Here is a 22,910-nt window from a genome sequence, read left to right on the forward strand (position 1 = left end):
ATGCTCTCATAGATGGTAAAACCAATATTCTGTTATAGCTAATCTCATTTATTTTATTTCATTCATATAACTATCCGGCAACCACCCTTTCAATACAAAAGCAGGATTCCGATAATTGTTTATCAACTCTGTATCTTTATCTTTTATCAGCTGTCGGGAATATGGATGACGTTTGGATACATCAACCGGATTTCCTGTCACCATATCACAAGTATTATACTCGTACATTTTAGCAGTCTTCGCTCCAATAGAACTCCAGCCTTCAGGAATTATATTTTTCACTTTACAATCTATCAAGACAAACTCTGCATCAGGGTAGGCTGAACCATGATTACTTTTAGTACGTCCGTAATCCGCCTGTTTACCATCCTCCGTAGAAAAAGTGCATTCAACAAACACATTACCATGATTGCCTGCCGTATTTCTTACCCATGAGAAAGGGCCGCCACCATTACGGAAATTACTTTTATAAGCAAACAAGCTGCCACGTCCTAAAATAGTATCACCACCACCATCCAACTCACAAGATTCCATATAGATTGTTCCATTCGCCTGCAATGCATCTCCTGAACCTATAATATGTACACGGTATAAAGCAATCCTTTCTCCATTAATCAACAACCCTTCTGCCTGACCTTTTAAATCTGTAGCAATGGTCATATCCTCAATGACTATATCCTTGCAATTATCAAGCATGAAAGCCGCCCGACGGGAAGGAAATGTACCGGGCCACTCATTGGTTTTCACAGTCAGCGGATGAGGATTAAAGACTTCATTATTTGCATAATGTACTTTAGTATCGGCCATTCCTGCTCCTTTAATTTTAACATTCCATTTATTCCTTGTATAGACCAATTCTTCATAATCACCGGGATTAACTAAAATCACAGTCTGCCGTTCATTAAAATCAGGAATAAAATCCAAGGCCCCCTGAACTGTATTAAAGTCCCCTTTTCCTGTAGCATCCACAATCAATGTATCTGAAAGTTCCGGCATGTCAGATTTAGTAGTGAAAGTCCACTCATCTTCTTTAGTGACTCCTTGAAAACTGCCGTCAGCTAAATTTAACACACCATTATCTATAGTCACATAGTAAGTATGCCCATATTCCAGCATATTATTGTGTAGATAAATAGTAGCTATAGAATCACGCACGATGACAGGATAAAAATGAAAGGCATCCGTAAATCCCCCTATGATAGTAAGCTGGTACACAGGAGGAGTAGGTTCCGCCGTTCCCGAAGGAGTACCCGGACGAGTATCTTTATTGGTAGACATAACGGTACGAGTATAGTCATAAGGCACTTTTGTATAATCACATTCCGGACCATACGTACGGCTCTCCGTAGGACCAGACGGAATACTCAAATCCAAACTGTCCACCACTTGGTCAGTAACTGCGTCATAAACCCGTATCATACCGGAATCTCCTAGGACAGGAGTCTCGGAAAAAGTAAGAACCAAATGAGTGTCCGGATTGACATTTTCCGAACCGGAAGCAGGAAAAAGTGTTGCATTGACCTGCCCTGTCTGATTACACGCCATTATAAAAGGAACTGCGGCAATCATACCTAAAAACGATTTTAATGTAACCATAGATTCATCAGTATTAAATTCAAGTCTTAATCATTCTATTCCCATTCCACCTTCATATAATGCAGCATCGTTGTACTTTCACCACAACTGCCCGTATGCTGGATACCGGTGCCCCCAAAAGTGTTCGAGGCTATATCCGCCTCCAAATCTACCGAAAGTTTCAAGTTCGGATCAGTTACAGGCGCCGGAAGCGGAGTTGTCGTTGAAGCATGTGCTGTCAATTTTCCTCCTTTAGCAGTCAATGTCAGAGTACAATTTGTACGATAGCAGGTAGAAGACACCGGTTGACTGATGGCTTCAGCCACCCCGTTCTCATATTTCATCAAAATAAAATCAACCGCATTACTATACTTGGTCGTACGAATGATACGCAATGCATATCCCGTTAAAGTACGGGTATCAAACTTGATATACAAATCCAAATACTGTCCTGTAGCACTACCAAAACCTTGTCCTGCTGTTTTACTGGCATCCACATTCAATGTGATTGCCATATCTCCATAGCTGCCATCCAGTGGAGTATACAGCAAACGGGCTCCTTTCTGATCTTGTAACAAACCGGTTCCGTGAGAACCATTCATTCCAGGTCCATAAATCCAATAATCCTTATCCGGAACTACCTGCCAATCGTATGCTGCCGTATCCAAAGGCTTATATCCACCAATCGTCCAAAATCCCGGTAAAAGTTGTGGTTGATTCTTACATGGAAAGTTCTGAAAATCCGTTTCAAATATATGAGTGATATTCACTTGCCCTTTCTTTATCGGAGAATTGGAAACAACAATCCGTTCTTCCCCCGGCAAACAACGCAGATGCTTGGGAGCGATAGCTGCCATCAGATAATAACCAACATCTTCTTTTACCAACGTATAGGAATATTCCGGTTCATTCAAGCGGGATACAGAAACCGGAAGTCTATCAGCCCCGTTCCTGTCCGTACATCTATACCAGGTTATCAATGATTCATCCTTGCGCCCATTCAAATTTAAAGCATAACTGACAGTAGCTACTCCTTTAGCAATATTCAATTCCGGCTCTTCCGTAAACGAGGGAGCCGGTACATAATCGGGAGCAACCGTAAGTTCTGTCGCACATTCCAAACCATCCTCTGTATAGGCTATCACAGTGAAATGTTTTGTTTCATCCTCCGTATTAGTTGCCTCGACAACACATTCATATCCCTCGGAAGTAGATAATTTCACATCCTTTTCATAACCTTGTTGTACTTTCCACTTCACGGGAACATTATTCAGCACATAGTTGCAATGCCTTTTTACTGTTGCAGTCAATCTGACCGTCCGGCCACCAGTCTGGATGGAAGCTGTTAAAGGCTCTACAGAAAGGCAGGAGGGCATCCGGGTATAATTCCTTCCATCCTGCTTACCTATAGCAATGACACGGTCTTTCACCTGAAGAGGATCCCAATCATCCTCTCCTCTCAATAAATTGTAAGTATTATAAACTACCTCTTCATTCTCTTCCAGCCGGAAAGCTTTCAGTTGATTCAGCTGATCCATGCAAGCCGTATTATAAGGCTTGTCAGCCCCTATTACATAAGGTTGCCCGTTCAGCTTCACATTGTATTGGTAACAACGCAACCAATCCGTAGGATCATGTGTCCAGCCCGCATAAACCGGCTTCTTCGAATGATAACGGCAATCGACAATACTTAATGGTCCGACCGACTTACAAAAATATTGCCGGTCTTCCTCATGACATACATAAAAGTCACAGTTCAAAAATACAGCTCCGCCCATATCACTTCTCCAAAAAGGTTTCTGACCATAAAAATGAAGTGTACAATCCAGATAAACCCCTGTTCCGGTCAACGCATCATCCGTACTTTCCATGTGGCATTTATTAAAAAGTATCCGCTTGGCACCATTCAACGGATTCATGTTCAAGCGGCTGATGAAATGTACATTATCCGCCACAATCTTGTCGCCATGACAATAAGCGACGTGCGCCTGAGTGATGGCAGACATTCTTTTCTTCCTGCTTAATTCCTTCTTCAGAGGGTATTCCAAATCGACATTACAGAAATTCCCCATGGTCAAGTCCTTAACCAACAGACCGTCTCCCCAAAAATCAAACATGGTGAAATTACCGACAGCCCCCTGTGTCTGTCCACGGCTGGATGCCAGAACTGTATTTTCAGGATGGCTATTCAATCCGATAATATGAAGATAAGGGCATTTAACAACCAAGCCGAACGGTTCACGACCGTCTTTTCCAACACGAATAGCAGGATCGTCAGGATCATCAATCCAATAAACGTATGGAGCCAGATAGACTTTCATCGGTTCCGCTTCCGTACCAACCGAAAAATTAGCGGCAGCTTTATTGAAACTATTAAAAACATAAGGATTACCCGCCACTTCCCTATCGGACAACTGCCCATCAACAAAAAATGTTTTCGGACCTAAAATAATTTCTTTATCTGCATAACGAAGGCAGTTTCCTTTAAATTCTATAGGTTGCGAAGGATCTAACGAACTATAATGATCAATACTTTGTGCTTTTAACAGATGTCCCCATACAAGCCAGCACAAGGCAAAAGCGAGGAAATGTAAATGTTTCATTTTGTATAGATTAAGATTTGTTCTACTACAAAAGTAAACGAGAGACAGGGGACAGAAAGGTAAAAATTGGTCTATTATGTGCAAATTTTGAATAATGTGCTAATTTGCCAATTTGCTAATAGGCCAATTGACATGCGAACATAGCGGAACCAAACGGCAAATCAGCCTATTAGCAAATTAACACATTCATTAATTATTTTACTTCAGTTATCCTTAGCAGCAGATAAGGACTTGCAGGCAGTCTTACTCTTCCTTGATTTTTATCATACACCCTATCTTTTACAGGAGCAGTCGTTTCAAAAACGACAGGCCATTCGGCTATCGTCATGTTCCAAGTATCAATGACCTCCACTTTAAAACGTACTCCTTCTTTCAAACGTGGATAAAAAGCGTTTTTTACCGGTAAATCAAATATCCATTCCGGTCTTATTTCTTTGCCCAGATAAATCATATAATAGTTTTCTCCGGCAGTAGAAGTATATGGGTCCCAACTACTATCGCATAAATGCAAGGGATTGGGGAGTGCATCCAAAATCTGTCTTGTAAAGCCGATGCGCTTCCAGGACTCCCCTTGAAAAGTTCCTCCTACAGCCAGAAAATCACGGGAATAATCTTTTGGATTATCCATATAACATTCTCCGTGAGTTACGTAAGTCCCCACAATCAGCCCTTGCCACAAGCGATAAAGATATTCCTGACCGCTCAAGCTTCCCCATCGGTTATCCATATTGCCCTCATAACATACCTCATCAAAAATAATCGGTTTCTTATAAATATTCTTCACCGTAGCCGCTCTTCCAAAACCCTCTACAGGTGCCTGGTCCTGTATGCTGGCATGGGTATATTCCGGTTCCCAATATTTATAATACTTAGCTGTATAAGTATGAATGGAACATAAATGAGAATAAGGATCATTCTCTACTACCGTATGTGTAAAGGTATCCCAATATTCCGGTTTTAATTCTCTCAAAAAATCATATTCATTGGCCAGCGACCACCAAATATTGCGAAATGAACTCATACGGGCTGTCAGATACTTCAAATATCGGACACCGGCTTCCAAAGGCATCCTGTCAAATCCCCAACGGCCACCATCATAAGGGTGGAAAAGAATCAAATCAGCCTCCACCCCTATTCCGGCCAAATTATCCACACATGCTTCCACATGAGCAAAATAAGCCGGATTGAAGCGGGTGAAATCCCATTCATACACAGGCTTTCCCTTTTCATCCTTTGTTATCTTCTTTATCTCAAAAGGAAACATGGAGGGTTCAGGATAATCCGGATCAAAGTTTTGCACAAAAAACAGCATCCTGATCTTATTGAACTTGGACAGTTCCAATGATTTTACAGTCTGATCGGGTTGGTTACCGGCCACATGCATCCAATCATAAGAAGTCGTTCCAACCGGATAGTAACGTGTCCCATCAGCATATTTAAAGTTATAAGTTCCATCCACTTTGACTGGGCCATGATTTCCTTTACCCGGAGCAATACATTCTATCTGACCTTTTACTCCATCCAATGCAGGGATTTTACTCTGTGTTATATAATACCATCCTCCTTGCTTCACAGGCATGAAACGAATTTTAAAAGTATCATTTCCATCATAAAACCCACGTACTGTCAATGTGGTATCCGGCCCGTTGAACGTCGCTGTAAGTTCAATATCAAAAGGATTACCCTTCACTTTGGCAGGAATGGAGATTTCATAACGTCCCCAACATTCCACCTTATCCTGAGCAAATCCACCGGAAATTCCCAGAAACCATATTATTAAAAGAAAGCAGCAATATTTCATAAGCCATTCAATCATTAAATTCCAGTTAAAACAACGTATCAATCAAGGTTCCTCAAAACAAAGTCCGTCACTTCCACCTGTCCGTCACCACCGGCAAAAATACCCGGACGGACAAACAAGAAACCATATACCGTGTTATGATGTACCCCCGATATTTCAAATCCCCATGGATACTTATGCCATTTTTTACCATCGGCACTATACCAGGCCGATAATACATTCGCATCATTCCGCAAACGCAGCCACATCTTTCCACATTGGTTTGCTTGAGGAGATTTTGATTCTGTACGGCTGACTTGTCCACGCCGGTAACGAAGCAGCTGCTTATGATTAAAACCAAATCCAAAATGATAATTCTCATCATAATAGGCTACCAATCCGGCAGATGTATTTTCACCTTTCAGTTCGAAACAAGCCTCCACTTCATATTTATGAGCACTGGTACGCGCCAACAAAGGAGAGCCTTCTTTAGGAGTATTCCCTTTTGCATCTATACTGATTTTATCAGGAGTAATCCGAAACCGGTCATTTAAACTATGTTCCCGGCACGTCTGCCATACAAAATCCTCTATACCGGATACTTTCAAACGTTCCGGTGCAGGTAAAGAAATGACTCCTTCTTTCAAATGCAACCACCCATCTTCCTTCTGAACCAGTTCACGTAAAAGGGTCTGACGACCCAATGTCTGGAATCCGTTCTCATAAGCATGGAAAATCATGAATAACCGTCCATCTTCCGTATCAACAATAGAGCCATGCCCTTTACTCCACCATTTTTCATTGCGCGATTCCGTACGAAGAAGCGGATTGAAAGGAGCATTCTCCCAAGGACCCATGATATTTTTACTACGTGCCTGTACTACCATGTGACTGGTGGGGGGACCTGCCGTACCCCCTTCGGCCGCGAATAAATAATAGTACTCTCCTACTTTTTTCACGTTCAGGCCTTCCATGGAAACTCCTTCTATATCCCATTCCTCCGGTATTTCCCATTCCTTATAAATCCGAACCGGTTCTCCTGTAATAGAGCATCCATCATCCGACAACGGATATAAAGCACCGGAGCTGAGCAACAGATATCGTTTTCCGTCCTCACCAACCACATGTTCCGGATCAATTCCCCCTATTTTCAAATCAACCGGAGCGCTCCACGGACCTTCCGGAGTATCCGCCCAAGTTACCATATTGGTTTTCTTTCCTTTCTCGTCCCGAGTAGGGAAATAAATATAGAAACGCTTGTTATGGACTACAATATCCGGAGCCCAGATGTCTCCGGTAAAAGTAGACAAGACAGTGGAACAGGGAGTCCAGTTTATCAAGTCATCCGACTGGTAAACGACCAGTCCCGGAGTATAAATAAAAGAGGAATGGACCAGATAATAAGACTTTCCATAACGGACTATAGAAGGATCCGAATTATCACCTTCCAAAATACGTACAGTAGTTTGATCCTCATTTAAAGGATCTTGGGACTGCCCCCATAAAGGGAGCGTCCCAAAGACTAGCAAAAATGCGCAAACAGATAAAATGTTTTTCATATATAATTTTTATTCTTGTGCCAAACCATATCCATTCGTTATCTTGCCTTTAGATTTGCTCAACGTTTCGAATGGAATAGGCCAGTAATATCTGGGAGGAACATTACCGTCCTTTACCCCCGGCAACAAATTACTATTCGTATAATGATCAGCATATTTCACCAATGTTGCTCCCCAATCAACCTTTGCATAACCCTCGTCAAGCAGTTTCTTTGCTTCAGCACCATCGGGATCTATATAATTAAACAGCCCCTCAATAGCTAGGTTATGGTCTGTTCCAGTAACTTTTACCGAAGTGGTACTATAATCATATTGTCCTCTCCATCCTGGATACAGAGCTGGATCCGACTCATCAGGATCAAAAGTCAACGGTGAACTTAAATGCACTTTCTTAGTATATACATAATTCGAGATCACATTACCATTAGCAAATTCATGGTATCCTTTTGTTTGCAAATCATGAACCATATCCGTCATTTCTGCACGAACAGCTAAAGCTTTTTCCACAAATTTACCCGAACGAATCAAATCCCAGCGACGAGTACCTTCACCTAAAAGTTCTAATTTGCGCTCCTGTAAAATAGCTTCCTTCAAAACTTCACCTGAAGCTGAAATGGCATGATCGGAATTACCAAAAGCGCGTTGACGGATTTGGTTAAGTAATTGGATTGCTTCTCCTTCCGTTCCCAATTCCGCTTTGACCTCAGCTTGCATTAAAATAAGGTCAGCAAGCCTCAACACTGGCCAATTCATCCCTGAAGTACGTTGAGATGTGGTATAAGGAGGATTCATACGATTCTCATCCCATTTATTAATCGCAATTCCCCCATCCAACTTATTACCCGGAGTAAAAGACAACAAAGCTTCATTGCCATCCCCCTTGCTACCGGTTACAGTCACACTAGCATCTCTACGCATATCACCCGCTTCAAACTCACCATAATAAAAAGAAGGGATAATACGTAATGCCCCAAACGACTTGCAAGGCGCAGCTTGATTACTACCACCACTGGACGGACGTCCAAAAGCATAAGAATATTCACTGGTAGTAGTCTGCCCACTTTGCCCCCCTTGTATATTACCTACTTCAAAAATAGATTCCGGACTAAGAGCCAGATCATGAGTATATTGGAAATGACGCTGAAACGGATTATTCGCATAACTCCGGTCATCAACCGTAACTAAAGCAGCCGTTCCTTTATTATTCAAAGCAGCCTGAAAATATTTCTCGGCAATCTTATAATAATCCAGATAATCATTGCGCCGAGCATAGACACATCCCAATTCTTCTTTTCCTTTTGTCGTAAACTGCACGTCACCATACAAGCCGGGCACATCTGTACGAATTGTCTGATATCCACCGGAATAAAGAGCTATTTGTCCTAACAACGCTTCAGCAAATCCTTTAGAAAAACGTTCTGCAGTAATGCCACCTTCTCCCAGTGGATACATCAATGCCTCTGCCTCCTTCAATATCTCAATAAGATTATCATAAATTTCAAAGCGGGAAGTTAATGAATAATCTTCCACATTGTTATTTTCATATCCATAAGGTACATCACCATAATGTTTTACCAAATCGAAATAGCAGAAAGCCTTCATTGTTAAAGCCTCACCATAAAGTTGAGTCCAATCATTTACTTTTCCTGCAGCCACAGCATCTTGAAATGCAGTTTTACCAGCTACCAATTCTGCGACTCTAGATGCACGTGCAATCGTAGTATAAAGCCCGTTGAAGCCTGAACCACCCGCATTTACACTTAACAATTCCGGTAAAAGTCTGGCGTTGGCATTATTCAAAGAACCTATTTCCGGATATATTTCAGAGTCTGAACCAATAGGATCATTCCAACGATAAGCCCCCATAATACAATTCTGCCGATAATTAGCATAACACCAAGACAGAATTTTAAAAGTTTCAGAAGTAGAAGAGGTTACAAACTCATCTCCTGTGTTCTCCGGTGAAGAAGTATTCAGATAATCACTACATTGAGCAAAAGAACAGCATAGTGCCAATGCAGATATATATGTTACTAATTTATTCATAATAATTAATTTAATGATTTGTTTTTTTGATTAGAAAGCAAGATTCAAGCCTACCACAAACGAACGTGCTCTAGGATAAGTTCCCCAGTCCAATCCTACTGTAGGATATTTCGCCTTGTTCTGAGAGGTATTGGCACTAACTTCAGGATCCAAGCCTGAGTAACCGGTCAAAGTAAACAAATTGTAAATTGTTCCATAAATACGCAATTTGCTCAAACCAGCCTTATGCAAAACTTTATCGGGCAATGAATATCCCAATGTCAGTGTGTTCAAGCGCAAATAAGAACCATCTTCGATAGCAATACTGGAAGTAACCCCATTTTCACTATAAGGTAATGGCAAATTAGCATTTACATTAGCTGCATTTAATTGCTCAGGAGTAGTGAGACGAACCAATTTCCCATCTACCACGTCATAAATCTTATAGGAGTCTTTCATAAAACCAAGTTTATTCTCATATACTCCCTTTTCTTTCGCACCGTATAAAGAAGCGATTTTATTCACATTATACACATCATTACCATAACTCCAGTTAAAATACAATCCTAAATCAAAATTTTTATAAGTTGTATTGATATTGAAACCACCTGTATGAACAGGATTCATATCACCAATAATGGTAACATCTTTCTCATCAATGCCGCCACTATTGTCCATATCCTTAAATTTTGGAAGACCCGGATAAGCATTTTGTCCGGACGGACGGTCCACCCCATGTACAGGATTAATAAAAGAACCTAAATCCGCCACACCCTCTTTCAATATATATTGTCCGTTTACATAATTAAAATCATCTGTGGTATAAAAGCCGTCATATATAAAACCTCTGACCATGCCCACAGGTTTTCCTTCCTGCAAAATATAATCCTCACCAGGGAAACTGCTGCTGCCACACCAACTAGAGCCATATAAACCTGTTACATTTTCTGCCAATTTATCGACCTTGCCTTTATTGAAATTTATATTCATACCAGCCGTGATATTCCAATCTTTATTTTCATAAATCACACCAGACAAAGAAAACTCAATTCCCTTATTACTAGTCTGGCCAATGTTATCATACGTAGAGGTGAATCCGGTAATTCCGGGAAGCGAAGTCAACATCAGCAAATCCTTCGTTGTATTCCAATATAAATCCAAAGACCCCCACAAACGATTCTTTAAAAATCCGAAATCGAAACCAAGGTTACGTGTAATAGTTGTTTCCCATTTTAGATTTTTATTTGCCATCTGTTCCGTTGAAAGATCGTATGAAGATGAATACTGGTTATTCAATATATATTGATATCGCAAATCAGTTTCAGAAGTCCAAGTTTGTGACCATAAATCAGAACTGATGCCATCATTACCTACCGTACCATAAGACAAACGAACTTTCAGATTATCCAACCAGTCTTTCGTTCCTTCCATGAAAGATTCTTCAGAAAGACGCCATCCGAAAGCAGCGGCAGGAAAATATCCCCAACGATGTTCGGGCGAAAACTTAGAAGAGCCATCGGCACGGAATGTCACAGTAAACAAATAACGGTCCATCAATGTATAATTAGCACGACCAAAGAATGAGAGAATACGTCCGGGAATATCTACTCCAGAAGAGAATTTACTTGTTCCATGTTCCGCATCATATTGGTTAATCATAGCAAAAGCATTGTCCTTTGTGAAATTAGATGGGAAGTGACTAGCTGAAATCGACACTTTACTACCACCTGAATCTGTAACCTCATGACCCAACAGAATATTCAGGCGATGCTGTTTGGGTAAGAAGTTAAAATCATAACTCACTGTATTCGTCCAGCGAAGCCCCCAGCTGTCACGCTTCGTATATTCCACATTTCCCGCATACAGCTTAGCGCCTGTTTCGTCATCCAAATAATTATTATAAATAGCTCCTCCCCATTTTTTATCTTGTTCCCATGACTGATTTAAAGTAAAATCAGTGTGATAAGCAAAGCCGTCAAACAATCTCCAATTTAAAGACAAAGTTCCACGAAGTCTTTGCTTGATATATAACGGATCATAATCACCAATACGGGCAACCGGACTATAAGTGTCCCAAGTGGACTGACGCCCATACATTTCCATATTTCCTTCACGCAAAGCATTCAAATCCCCCAAGATATCACCGGTAGCAATCGGACGAAAACGGTAAGAAGATGAAAGCAATGAGCCAGAGCCATTAGTTGTCCCTTCATCTCCCATAGTACGCATATCACTATAACGGGTATCCAGATTAATATCCAGATTATCACGTAACTTCTGATTGACCTTCAACGAAATCCCTCCACGCTTGGCATAAGAGTTCAGCTTCATGCCTTCCTCATCCATATAGTTCATCGCAAACAAAACCTTTGTTTTTTCTGTACCTCCACTAACAGACAAATCATGGTTATGGGACACAGAACTATTATACACATCTTTCTGGATGTTATAATTCTTGGTGTTACGATAACTTTCTATACCTCCCGTATTACTACCAGAATAATCACCGATGCCATACAATTTTTCGAATGGCAAACGATATGCATCGCCACTAGCCGCAGCATTCGCCCAAACAAACGATAAATAATCATAAGGATCCAATGTTTCCAAATATTTAGTCGGCGTATTAAATTTAACATAACCATTATAAGAAACAGAAACTTTCCCTTCTTTCGCTCCCTTTGTAGTCACAAGGATTACACCATTGGCACCACGTGCACCATAAATAGCAGTAGAAGACGCATCCTTCAGGACGTCAATGCTTTCCACTTGATCGGAAGGAATATCATTTAAAGAATTCACTGTTACACCATCTACCAGAATCAGAGGTTCATTACTTTGCGAAATAGAGCCTCCTCCTCGCACACGGATAGAAATAGCCGCGTCAGGACGCCCGTCTTGTGATGTAATGTTCACACCGGGAAGTTTACCCTGCATAGCCTGCGCCACATTAGAAACAGGCATGACCGATACAGTCTTACCACTGACAGAAGCAACTGAACCTGTCAAATCCTTTCGTTTAATTGTTTGATAACCAATTACAACTACCTCGTCAAGCACCTCATTATCACTCTCCATTTTAATAGCAAACGCATGCTGGCTACCGACTTTTATGTTCTGAGTCTTATATCCGATATACGAAATAACCAATGTAGCATTTGCGGGAACCTCCAATACAAACTTCCCATCCAAATCCGTAACCGTCCCTGTAGTAGTTCCCTGAACCAAGACTGATACTCCAATCATAGGCTCACCTGTTTCATCAATAATGGTTCCGGTGACCCTTTTCACCTGAGTAACAAGTTGAGTGCCAAAGTTCCTAACATCGGCAGAAACCTCAGCCATCATCGGTGCGACACTTATGGACATTGCGGCCGACAAGCTCCAAATAAGAAAAGAACGGCTGGCTTTACAACCGTATGCGCTTGCAAACAAACGCCTTGTTTTCTGAACATTTTCCATACTTTCCTGGGTTAACAAATAATCATTTTTAGATTTAATAGTTCCTTTTGTGTTCTCTTTAAGCATGTTTCATAATCATAGTATCTTAAATCACACATTGCAAAAGTAGAAATATTTTCGGAAAACAAAAATTATTTCGCATTATTTTCTTTTTATTTAATTTCGTTTTACTTCGTTTCTGAGATATATAATCATATAAAAGAAAACAATCAATACAAAACATTAAATATATATACTATATATCTCTCAATCAAACAACATTTGAGGGAAGAGCGCACTTTCGTTTCCTTTCAGCCAAGCTAAATTAAACTTATAATAAAAGCGGCTTGTTATCAGATGAATCATATTATCAGGTGTTTGTGTTCCGGCCAAGTAGCCACGAGGCTCAGCATGATTCTCATCCATTTCAAAAAACTGGGTCCAAGCCCCACCATTAAGAAAACGATAAATACCATCAGTCAACAAGCGTTTTACAGGCCAGGTCTTACCTTCATCGTATGACAAAGCAGCATACATGCCATATCCTTTAAAAGGCTTTCCTGATTGATCAGTAAACATCATTCCACGCTCCTCTTTCGAAGTACGATAAGGATGCTCAGTAAAAGAAATCAGCAAAATAGGACCTTCATTCAAACGCATCAATACCAGCCGTTGTCCTCCATCAATGGGTGGAAATTCCGAAGCAGAATAATGCCAAGTCTTGCCCATATCATCAGATACACTCATAGGCATACGTAGACGTCCTTCTTTATCACGAATACTATTGTTACGTCCCAATGCCATCAATCTGCCATCCTTCAATTGCACCACTCCGGCATGGATTCCGGCGATAGTGGTACCTGTCCCTCCCTCTTTAAAATCAGGCAAGGGCGCTCCATCCCACGGGTCCGTCCAAGTTTTTCCCTTATCCTTACTGATATGAACAGCAGCCCCGTCTCTTCCACCGGGTCCGGCATCACAAGCCTGAACAAACCAGCCTTCCTTTGTAATAGAGGTTCCGGCTATCACTTGATGGCGTCTCGTATGCTCTGGAGCAATCATACGAGGTTTACTCCAAGTTTGTCCATTATCTGTACTTGTACGCAAAGTCATCATCAAATTCTGCCAATGTCCGGCCGCTTCCACTCCATTGATATGGTAAAGAGTCCCTTGGCGGTCGTTCAACAATGCAGTTCCGGTCAAATTACGATCAGCTATCTGATAAAACATACGAGGCTTTTCCCATTCACGGCTTCCGGCACGCAAGCGCGAAGAGAGCACCACCATCTCACGGCCTTTTTCTTCATTGGTAGAAAACCACACAGCCAACAAGTCTCCATTATCACACCAAGTCAATGCCGGCTGATGATTATGCTTGAAAAAAGGCGTTCCACTATGCGCATCCGGTTCATGCACATAAACCAAAGGAGCAGTGAAGACTGGTTCCGTGACACATTGAGAGGCCCAATTCCATTTTATCTGAGACACGACATACTCATCTTTTGGCTGAGAAAGCGGAGCGGTCTGCGGATACTCTGCCTGTACCACCCGAAAGCCTGTCATTGCATGTTTGTCCTCCGGCAACATAGCCATACGGTTTGCCGAACGGAGATATTTCACCGGTGTATTATGACTCCCTCCTCTGGTCACCCGTGCCATACCGTCCGAATAGCCGACAGGGTCAGTCTGTTCCTTGTCTATATAGGGCCCATACCAGTCCAGACACCATTCCTCCACATTTCCACACATATCATATAACCCCCATTCGTTGGGAGGAGTTTGTGCCACTTTCAAGGACAAGGGTTTTAGAGAAGCCGTTATCACTTGATTCTTTTGCCAGGCGGCAGGAAGCTTGTCATCCATATAGAAGTTCCAGTAACGGCCTGCCTTACATGCATATTCCCATTCAGCTTCGGTAGGCAGACGATACGTTTTTCCTTCTTTCCGGGTCAACCAGTCACAAAAGGCAACGGCATCTTGATAAGTTACGAACACCACCGCTTCGTCATCTTCATTTGAGAAACCATTTTTACCACGCAGCGACTTGTGTCCGGGACAGAACAATTCATATTGCGCATTAGTCACTTCGGTCAGTCCCATTTTAAACGGTTTAGATATGTGCACCTTATGCATAGGTGCTTCATCATAATTTTCATCTTCACCCAAAGTCCCCATATAGAAATTTCCCGCAGGTATTTCTATCATTGGAATCAATTCACTTTGTGCCATAATACTTGCCGGCCATATCATGATGCTAACTATTGTACTTACTAAAAACTTCAATTTCATTTCGTATCTGATTAAAATATGTCTTGATACAAAAGTAACAGGCTATCAAAGAAGAACAAGGTAAAAATTGGTCTTTTATGTGCACAATTTTGCAACAGGCGAACAAACCTATCAAAAAAAGATTTCAGTCTTTCTTATCGCCCCCTCTTCTAAAGTTTGTAATTTCTGCTACCACTGCTACCACCATTTTACCAAATCTCCTATGAATAGGGAGATATAGGGGTGGTGGCAGCACATTTTTTTATGTATGAAATACGCCTGCTACCACCACTTATCCCCTTTTTTATTCCATAAGAGGAAGATGTTTGGGTAAAATTCGTATGCCTTCTATGCCGATTTGCTATGATTACCGTAGTATTGGTAAACTTGGTGGCAACTGTCATCCATCTTGACCGTAAGTCATGATTGTTTCAACCCGACAAAGAAATAGCTCTTGAAAGAGTCAACTGATATTATAACTAAGTATTAACTCCGTCAACCATCCTGATAAGTAAGATGAAGGAGCAGTCAACCTAAAGCGTTAAGCAACAGTCTGAACTACAGTTTCATCAGCCTAAGACTCTGGTTCCATCAGGTTGAAACTACAGTTCCATCAGGTTGGAACTACAGTTCTATCGGGTTGGAACTACAGTTTCGTCCTTTTGTAACTGTTTGAAACTCCCAGTCTTTTCATGGACACAATATAGCTTGACGCTTTAGGTTGACTGCTCCTTCATCTTACTTATGAGATAATACGTATGTGCGGGACAACACTTCCGTAAAAAGTAGAAAAGACATACTGATAATATGAGAAAAGTAGAAAAAGTGGTGGCAGCAGGCGTATTTCATACATAAAAAAATGTGCTGCCACCACCCCTATATCTCCCTATTCATAAGAGATTTGCTAAAATGGTGGTAGCAGTGGCAGCAGTTTTGCAAAGCTCTATGGTAGGAGGCGAGTTCAAATTATAAATGCGACAGTTGTATTGATGAGCTGTTTAGAAATACATTCTTAAGAGACACCCCAAAAAAGGGGAGAGAGCATTTGCCATACGCCCTCTCCCCCATACGTTTATTTTCGTTTGATGAATGAATTATTATTCCTGTTTAAAGCCATAACCATTCGTAAAGCCACCGGCAGCCATTACATTAGGAGTAAACGGCCACAAATAGATAGGAGCCGAAACGTAATCATAATCCCAAAACAGATACTTATCATATTCATCTCTATAATCAACCAAATCAATACCCCAATTAACTTTGGCATATCCTTGGCTTTCAAGAGATGCTGCCTCTTCTTCAGACACGATTTCAAACAACCCTTTTATTGCCAGATTGGTAGCAGGAGCCGAATTTCCATAATTCAATCCCATTTCTTCCCAATTATCCTTTTGTCCGCGCCATCCCGGATAAAGCACCGGATCATTGACCTTGTCCATCGGACACTGCGCTGTCAAACGATGACCATATATAGTTTTTGCATCAACTAATTTTGTCCATATATAAGCAGAAATGATATTACCATTTTCAAACTCATAATAACCTTTAGTTGCCAGACCATCCATCATAGCTTTAGTCATGTCTTTGATTCTTTTTATATCTTCCGGAAGATAACCAGAACGAATCAATGTCCAACGACGATCACCTTCACCTGCATATTCAAAACCCCGTTCTTCAATAATCGCACGAACCAGATCATTGCCAAAAGATGCAATAAAGCCATCTGTGTCAGCCAAACCTTGCGGGAACGAACGTTCACGAACTGTTTTTAAATATTGTTTACCTGTAACCACATCACCTAATGCCGCACATACTTCCGCATAGCCCAAATAAACTTCAGACATACGCATATACGGACCATTGATACCTGATTTACGCTGTGCAGCCACCCATGGATTAGCCTGACGGTTCTCATCCCATTTATTCAATGTCAAGCCACCGCCTTCAGCTTTTGAGTTGGGGACAAAAGGAATCAACTTCTCAACCCCTTTACCATTACTGCCGGTCATAGTAATGCTCACGTCACGACGCATATCATTCGGATCAAAGATTCCATAAAAATAAGCAGGATTTATACGTCCCTGTCCATAGCTCTTACATGGATACGCTGCCTTTGAGCCACCAGATGAAGGACGGCCGAAAGAATAGGGGCGACCATCATTTCCACCACCTTGCTGCATGGGATATTCATAAATAGACTCATCCGCATAAATAGCATCATCCATATGCATCTGTTCAAAGAAATACTGGTAAGGATTATTGAAAGTACGTCCGGATTTATCCGAGGCACCCCGTGGATCAGTCAAATGAAACTGTGCATTACCCGGATCAGCCAACAAAGCCTCATAGTATTTTTTAGCTATCGTGTACAAGTTCTGCCAATCAGAACGACGTCCGTAAGTAGCTCCATTATTTTCTTTTCCCTTGTTTTCAAATGTCATGCTTTCCCCTTTTCCATTTACACGTTTAATATCGCCACGACGGGTCTGATATCCAGCTGCATCCAAACACATTCTTCCAATCAAAGCCTGCACATAGGTTTTAGAAAAATAATTTTTATTGGCAGCAGCAATGCCGGGAATGGAACCGATGGTGTACATCAAAGGTTCCACTTTCTGCAAATCTTCAATACATACATCATAAATAGAATCACGGGAAACCAAACCTTTAGGCACAACACCATAAACACCTACGTATGGTACGTCCCCGAAGTTCTTGCACAGTTCACGATAAGCCGTAGCACGCATAGCTATCGCCTCACCATACATTTGCCCCATCTCTGATTGTCCACCATTGATGATCGATTCAAAATTCGATGCGTTTTCCATGGATGTTATCACCGCATTGGCTTTGCTCACAACCGAATACAAGCTAGCATAAATATCATTCTCCTTCAAATATGAAGTCAATCCATAGCTACCTGCATAAGTACCGTTTTGATAAAGACATTCCGGATAGTGACGTCCCAGCTGGTTAGAGAAAGACTCCGGGTGACGTTCTATATCAGACCCGGCAATATCAGCAGCATAAAACAATCCATCGCCAAAAACCTTATTCTGCGCACAATCCCTCCACTGTTCATAAGCACCGTCTAATGCCGCACGTGCTGTTGTCGGATTAGAAAAGACAAAATCCGAATCTACAATAGAAGGAGAGCCAACCTCCAAATAATCACTACATGCTGTAGTCAAAAACATTCCAGCAAAGAAAAGTGTTGAATATACTATTTTTTTCATACGATTCATCTCCATTAATTAGAAAGTTAAATTAACACCAAAGGTATAAGTTCTAGCCTTAGGATAAGACTGGTAATCAAAATAAGGTGTAGGGAAGCCATCCTTACCATCGGTCTTCGTGTTGACATCCGGATCTATACCAGAGTATCCGTCAATACAGAACAAGTTGCTTCCTGTAAAATACACACGTGCATTCTGCAATCCAATCTTATTCATCCAATTTTTCGGGAAAGTATAACCTACTGTCAATGTATTCAGACGCAAATAAGACGCATCTTCAATAAACTTAGAACTTACGATTCCATATTCAGAGAAGAAAGAACTGTAGTTTGTATTCGCATTAAGAGTCGCCAAAGCTGTAGGATCTTTCACCAGCATCAAGTCACCGTTTGCATCAACATCATAATATTTGAAAGTTTCAGAAACAAACTTCAAACGGTTCTGACCAGCGGAATTATCTTTATTTCCCATCAATGAGTGCATTGCATTGGCATTGTACACATCGCCACCAATCTGATAAGTAAAGCCTACAGAAAAATCGATTGCCTTCCAATTTCCGTTAATTGTAAAACCACCTGTATGCTGTGGCATAGCCTTACCGATAATCGTTTTGTCATCCTCGTCCACAACACCATCACCTGTTGTATCTGCAAATTTAGGCATACCCGGTATAGCAGTTTGTCCATCCGCTGCCAATCCTTTAACTCCATCCGGATAATTCACAATACCTTGAATATCAGGAACACCCGGTTTCAATGTGTATTTACCATCTGCATAAGTAAAATCATCAATCGTATAATATCCTTCTGATTTAAAACCTTGGATCGTACCTACAGGCTGACCTTCACGGATAATATAATCATAAGCAGGCTTAGCCATAGATGAACCCCAATCATTCATAGCTCTCGTATCCGCCAAGACTCCGTCCATCAGTTCATCAATATTATTCTTGTTATAATTATAAGTCAAGTTTACACCTAAATTAAAATCTTTACCACGAACAATGTCAAAGCCTAAAGCCAATTCAATTCCCTTATTTGAAGTTTTACCTACATTCTGGAACTGATAGCTATAACCGGATGCTGCGTCGATAGGCACTTTCATTAAGATATTCTTTGTCGTATTCCAATAATAATCCAAGCTACCGCGAACCCAGTTATTAAAGAAACCAAAATCAACACCTAAGTTACGGCTGATAGTAGTTTCCCATTTCAAGTCAGGATTTCCCTTCATGTCACCCGGTACATAAGTGGTTACTTTTTCACCATCCACTGTTATCTGTTTGGTCTTCCAGGTCTCTCTCCATAAAGAAGCATCAATATTATCCGAGCCAGAAGTACCATACGATACACGAAGTTTCAGATTATCCAACCAGTCTCTTGTGTTTTCCATGAAAGCTTCATCTGAAATTCTCCACGCTGCCGCTGCTGCCGGGAAATATCCCCACTGGTGACTAGGTGCAAATTTAGAAGAACCATCGGCACGGAATGTAGCAGTCAAAAGATACTTGCCTTTATAAGAATAATTAGCACGGCCAAACCATGACAAAGTATGGTTAGGAGTACCTATCTCACCCTTAAAATAATCTTGTCCCAATGAAGGAGTAGTCATATTAATCATACCAAACGCATCATCCATAGTAAATCCTTTAGGATACCCTACACCATAGATTTCAGTATAATCCGATTTTGATGCCAAGACTTCATTACCAACCAAGAAAGACAAACTATGATCATCTCCAAGCCCCTGTACTTCGTAATTCAAAGTAGTTGCCCAACGCACACCGTAACCATCACTTTTCTTCAATTTAGCAGAACTATTATCTTTTTCTGTCTGTCCTGCATTCCATGTCTTTTCTTGGTTCCAATTACGATTTAACGATAGCTCCGTCTTTGCCGTCAAACCTTTAATAACATTCCAAGTTAAAGCACCTTTTGCACGGATACGGTACATGTTTTTTATATAATCTACAGTATTCAAGTAATACAAAGGATTACTAGTTTCTTCCATATTTGTATCACCTTGACCAAATCCAGCAGTAAAAGAAGCATCACCCAAAGGATTATCCACAGGACGATAAGTGTAAGCAGAGGTTGCATTACCAAAACCAGATCCATTTACTTCTATTTCACTATAACGCAAGTCAAAATCCGCAGTTAACTTTTTATTAATCTTTTGCGTCAATTTGAAATTCGCATTCCAACGCTGGAAACCAGACTTCACACGGATACCTTCATCATCCATATAGTTCACTGATGAATAAAACTTAGTTTTATCTGTACCACCAGATAAAGATACATCATGATTCCAAGATGACGCAGTCTGCATCAAATCATTTATATAATTATGAGTGGTCATATTTTTATATTCATTCAAATGATTTCCGTACTTGGATCCTAATCCAAAATATCTGGCAACTCCATCACCATAAGAATCTCCCAGACTCTTCATATATGCCCATGTATTATACACATAGTCATAAGGATCCATAGTCTCCAATAATTTCGGATTCTCCTTCATCTGATAATACATATTATACTTGACAGAGACCCGGCCATCCTTGCCGCCCTTTGTAGTAACCAATATTACACCGTTAGCACCACGAGCACCATAAATAGCTGTAGAAGCAGCATCCTTTAACACATCAATACTTTCGATATTGTCAGCAGGAATATCATCAATGCCACTAACTTGAACACCATCTACAATAAACAAGGGATCATTAGACTGAGTGATAGAACCACCTCCACGAATGCGGATAGACATACCTGCACCCGGACGACCGTCTTGTGAAGTCACACTCACACCGGGCAATTGTCCTTGTAAAGCCTGTGCAACATTGGCAACCGGATTAGCCGCTAATTTTTCACCGGTAACAGAAGCGACAGATCCTGTCAAATCACGTCTTTTCACCGTACCATAACCAATAACAACGACTTCATCCAAAGTCTTGTTATCTTCTTCCAATACAATAACCAAGTCTTTTCCGGTTTTCACCTCTTTAGTAAGATACCCGATATAGGAAACCACCAAAGTAGCGTTACTCGGAACATCCGGAATTGAAAACTTACCATCGAAATCTGTGATTGTACCATTGGTTGTTCCTTTTACCAGTACATTCACACCAATCATAGGTTCGCCTGTTTTGTCTTTCACCAAACCTGTTGCGGTTTGGGCAAAAGCAACCAAACAAAGCATACTCAAAAAGAGAGTTGAGACAGCTTTTCTAGCTAATTCTTTTAGATTCATAAGATGTGTTTTTATAGTTATTAAAATGTTTTTTTAAGGTTTTGACCTTAGTTTCACCGTTGCAAAATTAAGAATATAACATTACCTTCATGTGTAGTTTTTATCTTTTTATGTGGATTTATTAGGCATTTTTCACGACTTCCAATTATTCAACACAACAAAAAGAGGAGACCTCCACCAACGTAGAAGTCTCCTCTTCAAGCAATTATAAATTCAATCTAGTCTATTGGGTTCCAATTACTTTGAGTACCAAAAATAGCATCGACCGTCACCGCCTCCGCTTCTTTCTTTGTCAGCTGTTTGCTCCACGCTACCCTTTCTGAAACATTTGCGCCCTCACCGGTATTTTTATATTCCATATAACGGGCTGTTTCTTCATTGGACTGCTTGCCCCAATTGTGCCATCCGGCAGGAACAATATGCTTGCCCAACTCACATTCTATAAATAAGGTATAAGCGTATGGACGCCAAGGACGACCTAAATACACTTTATCCACTCCCGGTTCTGCCGTCAGCTTACAGTGTTTGAAAACATATCCATATTTAGCCTCTTTCGGAGTGGAAGCAGCCGTTACATACGAATTGCGTTTGCTGTGGATCATACAATTTTCAAACAAAGCGGTGGAAGGACCGAAAATAAAGTCTGTAGTACCATCGATATAACAATCCTTAAAATAAAGGCGGGTAAATTTAGCACCGGTATAAATAGTATCCTGATTACCCAAAATACGGCAATTGATAAATTTCAAACGGTCACCTTCCGTATGCAGAGCCACCGCCTGTCCCAACTGAGCCGCATTATTCTCAATAGTCAGATTCTTAAAAGTGATGTCACTGCCCTCCACTTTCACCGTATAAGTGCGGAAAGTACCCATTTTATTTATATTCGCATGATCATCATAAGTTATAATCGTCTTATCACGATCTTCACCTATGATATCTATATTTTCCACCCATGAAGGAACAATCACTTTCTCCTTGTATACTCCGTTCTTCACATAGATCGTAACAGTATAATCCATGAAAGCCCGAGCACTTTCCACAGCCTCCTGCAAAGTACGGAAATCCCCCGTTCCATCGCGTGAAACAACAAGGGTATCCCGGCGTTCCTGAGCCCATGTTCCGCTAACAGCGACTAACAACAGCAATAATCCTAAAACTTTTCTCATCATCT

General features: G+C 40.9%; 10 protein-coding genes. All 10 read right to left on the bottom strand.

The window, feature by feature from the left end; genetic code table 11:
* Nucleotides 1–48: 48 nt before the first annotated feature.
* The 10 genes from ACYQ0C_RS17380 to ACYQ0C_RS17425 all read right to left on the bottom strand — a co-directional run bounded on the left by ACYQ0C_RS17380 (nt 49) and on the right by ACYQ0C_RS17425 (nt 22,905).
* Nucleotides 49–1,596 carry a pectinesterase family protein gene (locus ACYQ0C_RS17380; RefSeq protein WP_016277719.1) on the bottom strand — a complete coding sequence of 516 codons (1,548 nt, stop codon included), beginning with the start codon at nt 1,594–1,596 and terminating at the stop codon, nt 49–51.
* A 35-nt stretch (nt 1,597–1,631) separates the two neighbouring features.
* Nucleotides 1,632–4,178, bottom strand: coding sequence for a hypothetical protein (locus ACYQ0C_RS17385; RefSeq protein WP_016277720.1), 2,547 nt, complete (start codon nt 4,176–4,178; stop codon nt 1,632–1,634).
* A 193-nt stretch (nt 4,179–4,371) separates the two neighbouring features.
* Complete coding sequence (locus ACYQ0C_RS17390; protein ID WP_016277721.1) at nt 4,372–5,979, bottom strand: DUF5060 domain-containing protein; 1,608 nt, start codon at nt 5,977–5,979, stop codon at nt 4,372–4,374.
* A gap of 38 nt (nt 5,980–6,017) precedes the next feature.
* Nucleotides 6,018–7,517 carry a family 43 glycosylhydrolase gene (locus ACYQ0C_RS17395; RefSeq protein ID WP_016277722.1) on the bottom strand — a complete coding sequence of 500 codons (1,500 nt, stop codon included), beginning with the start codon at nt 7,515–7,517 and terminating at the stop codon, nt 6,018–6,020.
* Nucleotides 7,518–7,526: 9 nt separating this feature from the next.
* Nucleotides 7,527–9,563, bottom strand: coding sequence for a RagB/SusD family nutrient uptake outer membrane protein (locus tag ACYQ0C_RS17400; protein ID WP_016277723.1), 2,037 nt, complete (start codon nt 9,561–9,563; stop codon nt 7,527–7,529).
* Nucleotides 9,564–9,593: 30 nt separating this feature from the next.
* The gene (locus tag ACYQ0C_RS17405) at nt 9,594–13,004 is read right to left on the bottom strand and encodes a SusC/RagA family TonB-linked outer membrane protein (RefSeq protein ID WP_025076656.1); all 3,411 of its coding nucleotides are present in this window, start codon (nt 13,002–13,004) and stop codon (nt 9,594–9,596) included.
* Between the two features lie 246 nt (nt 13,005–13,250).
* A complete protein-coding gene (locus ACYQ0C_RS17410; RefSeq protein WP_016277725.1) occupies nt 13,251–15,272 on the bottom strand; it encodes an SUMF1/EgtB/PvdO family nonheme iron enzyme in 2,022 nt (673 codons plus the stop codon).
* Between the two features lie 1,076 nt (nt 15,273–16,348).
* On the bottom strand, nt 16,349–18,502 hold the full coding sequence (locus ACYQ0C_RS17415; protein WP_016270980.1) for a RagB/SusD family nutrient uptake outer membrane protein: 2,154 nt from the start codon (nt 18,500–18,502) through the stop codon (nt 16,349–16,351).
* 3 nt (nt 18,503–18,505) lie between these two features.
* On the bottom strand, nt 18,506–21,736 hold the full coding sequence (locus ACYQ0C_RS17420; protein WP_175271099.1) for a SusC/RagA family TonB-linked outer membrane protein: 3,231 nt from the start codon (nt 21,734–21,736) through the stop codon (nt 18,506–18,508).
* Nucleotides 21,737–21,954: 218 nt separating this feature from the next.
* Nucleotides 21,955–22,905, bottom strand: coding sequence for a pectinesterase family protein (locus ACYQ0C_RS17425; protein WP_025076658.1), 951 nt, complete (start codon nt 22,903–22,905; stop codon nt 21,955–21,957).
* Nucleotides 22,906–22,910: the final 5 nt, after the last annotated feature.

This window comes from Phocaeicola sartorii JCM 17136 = DSM 21941 (assembly GCF_054653615.1).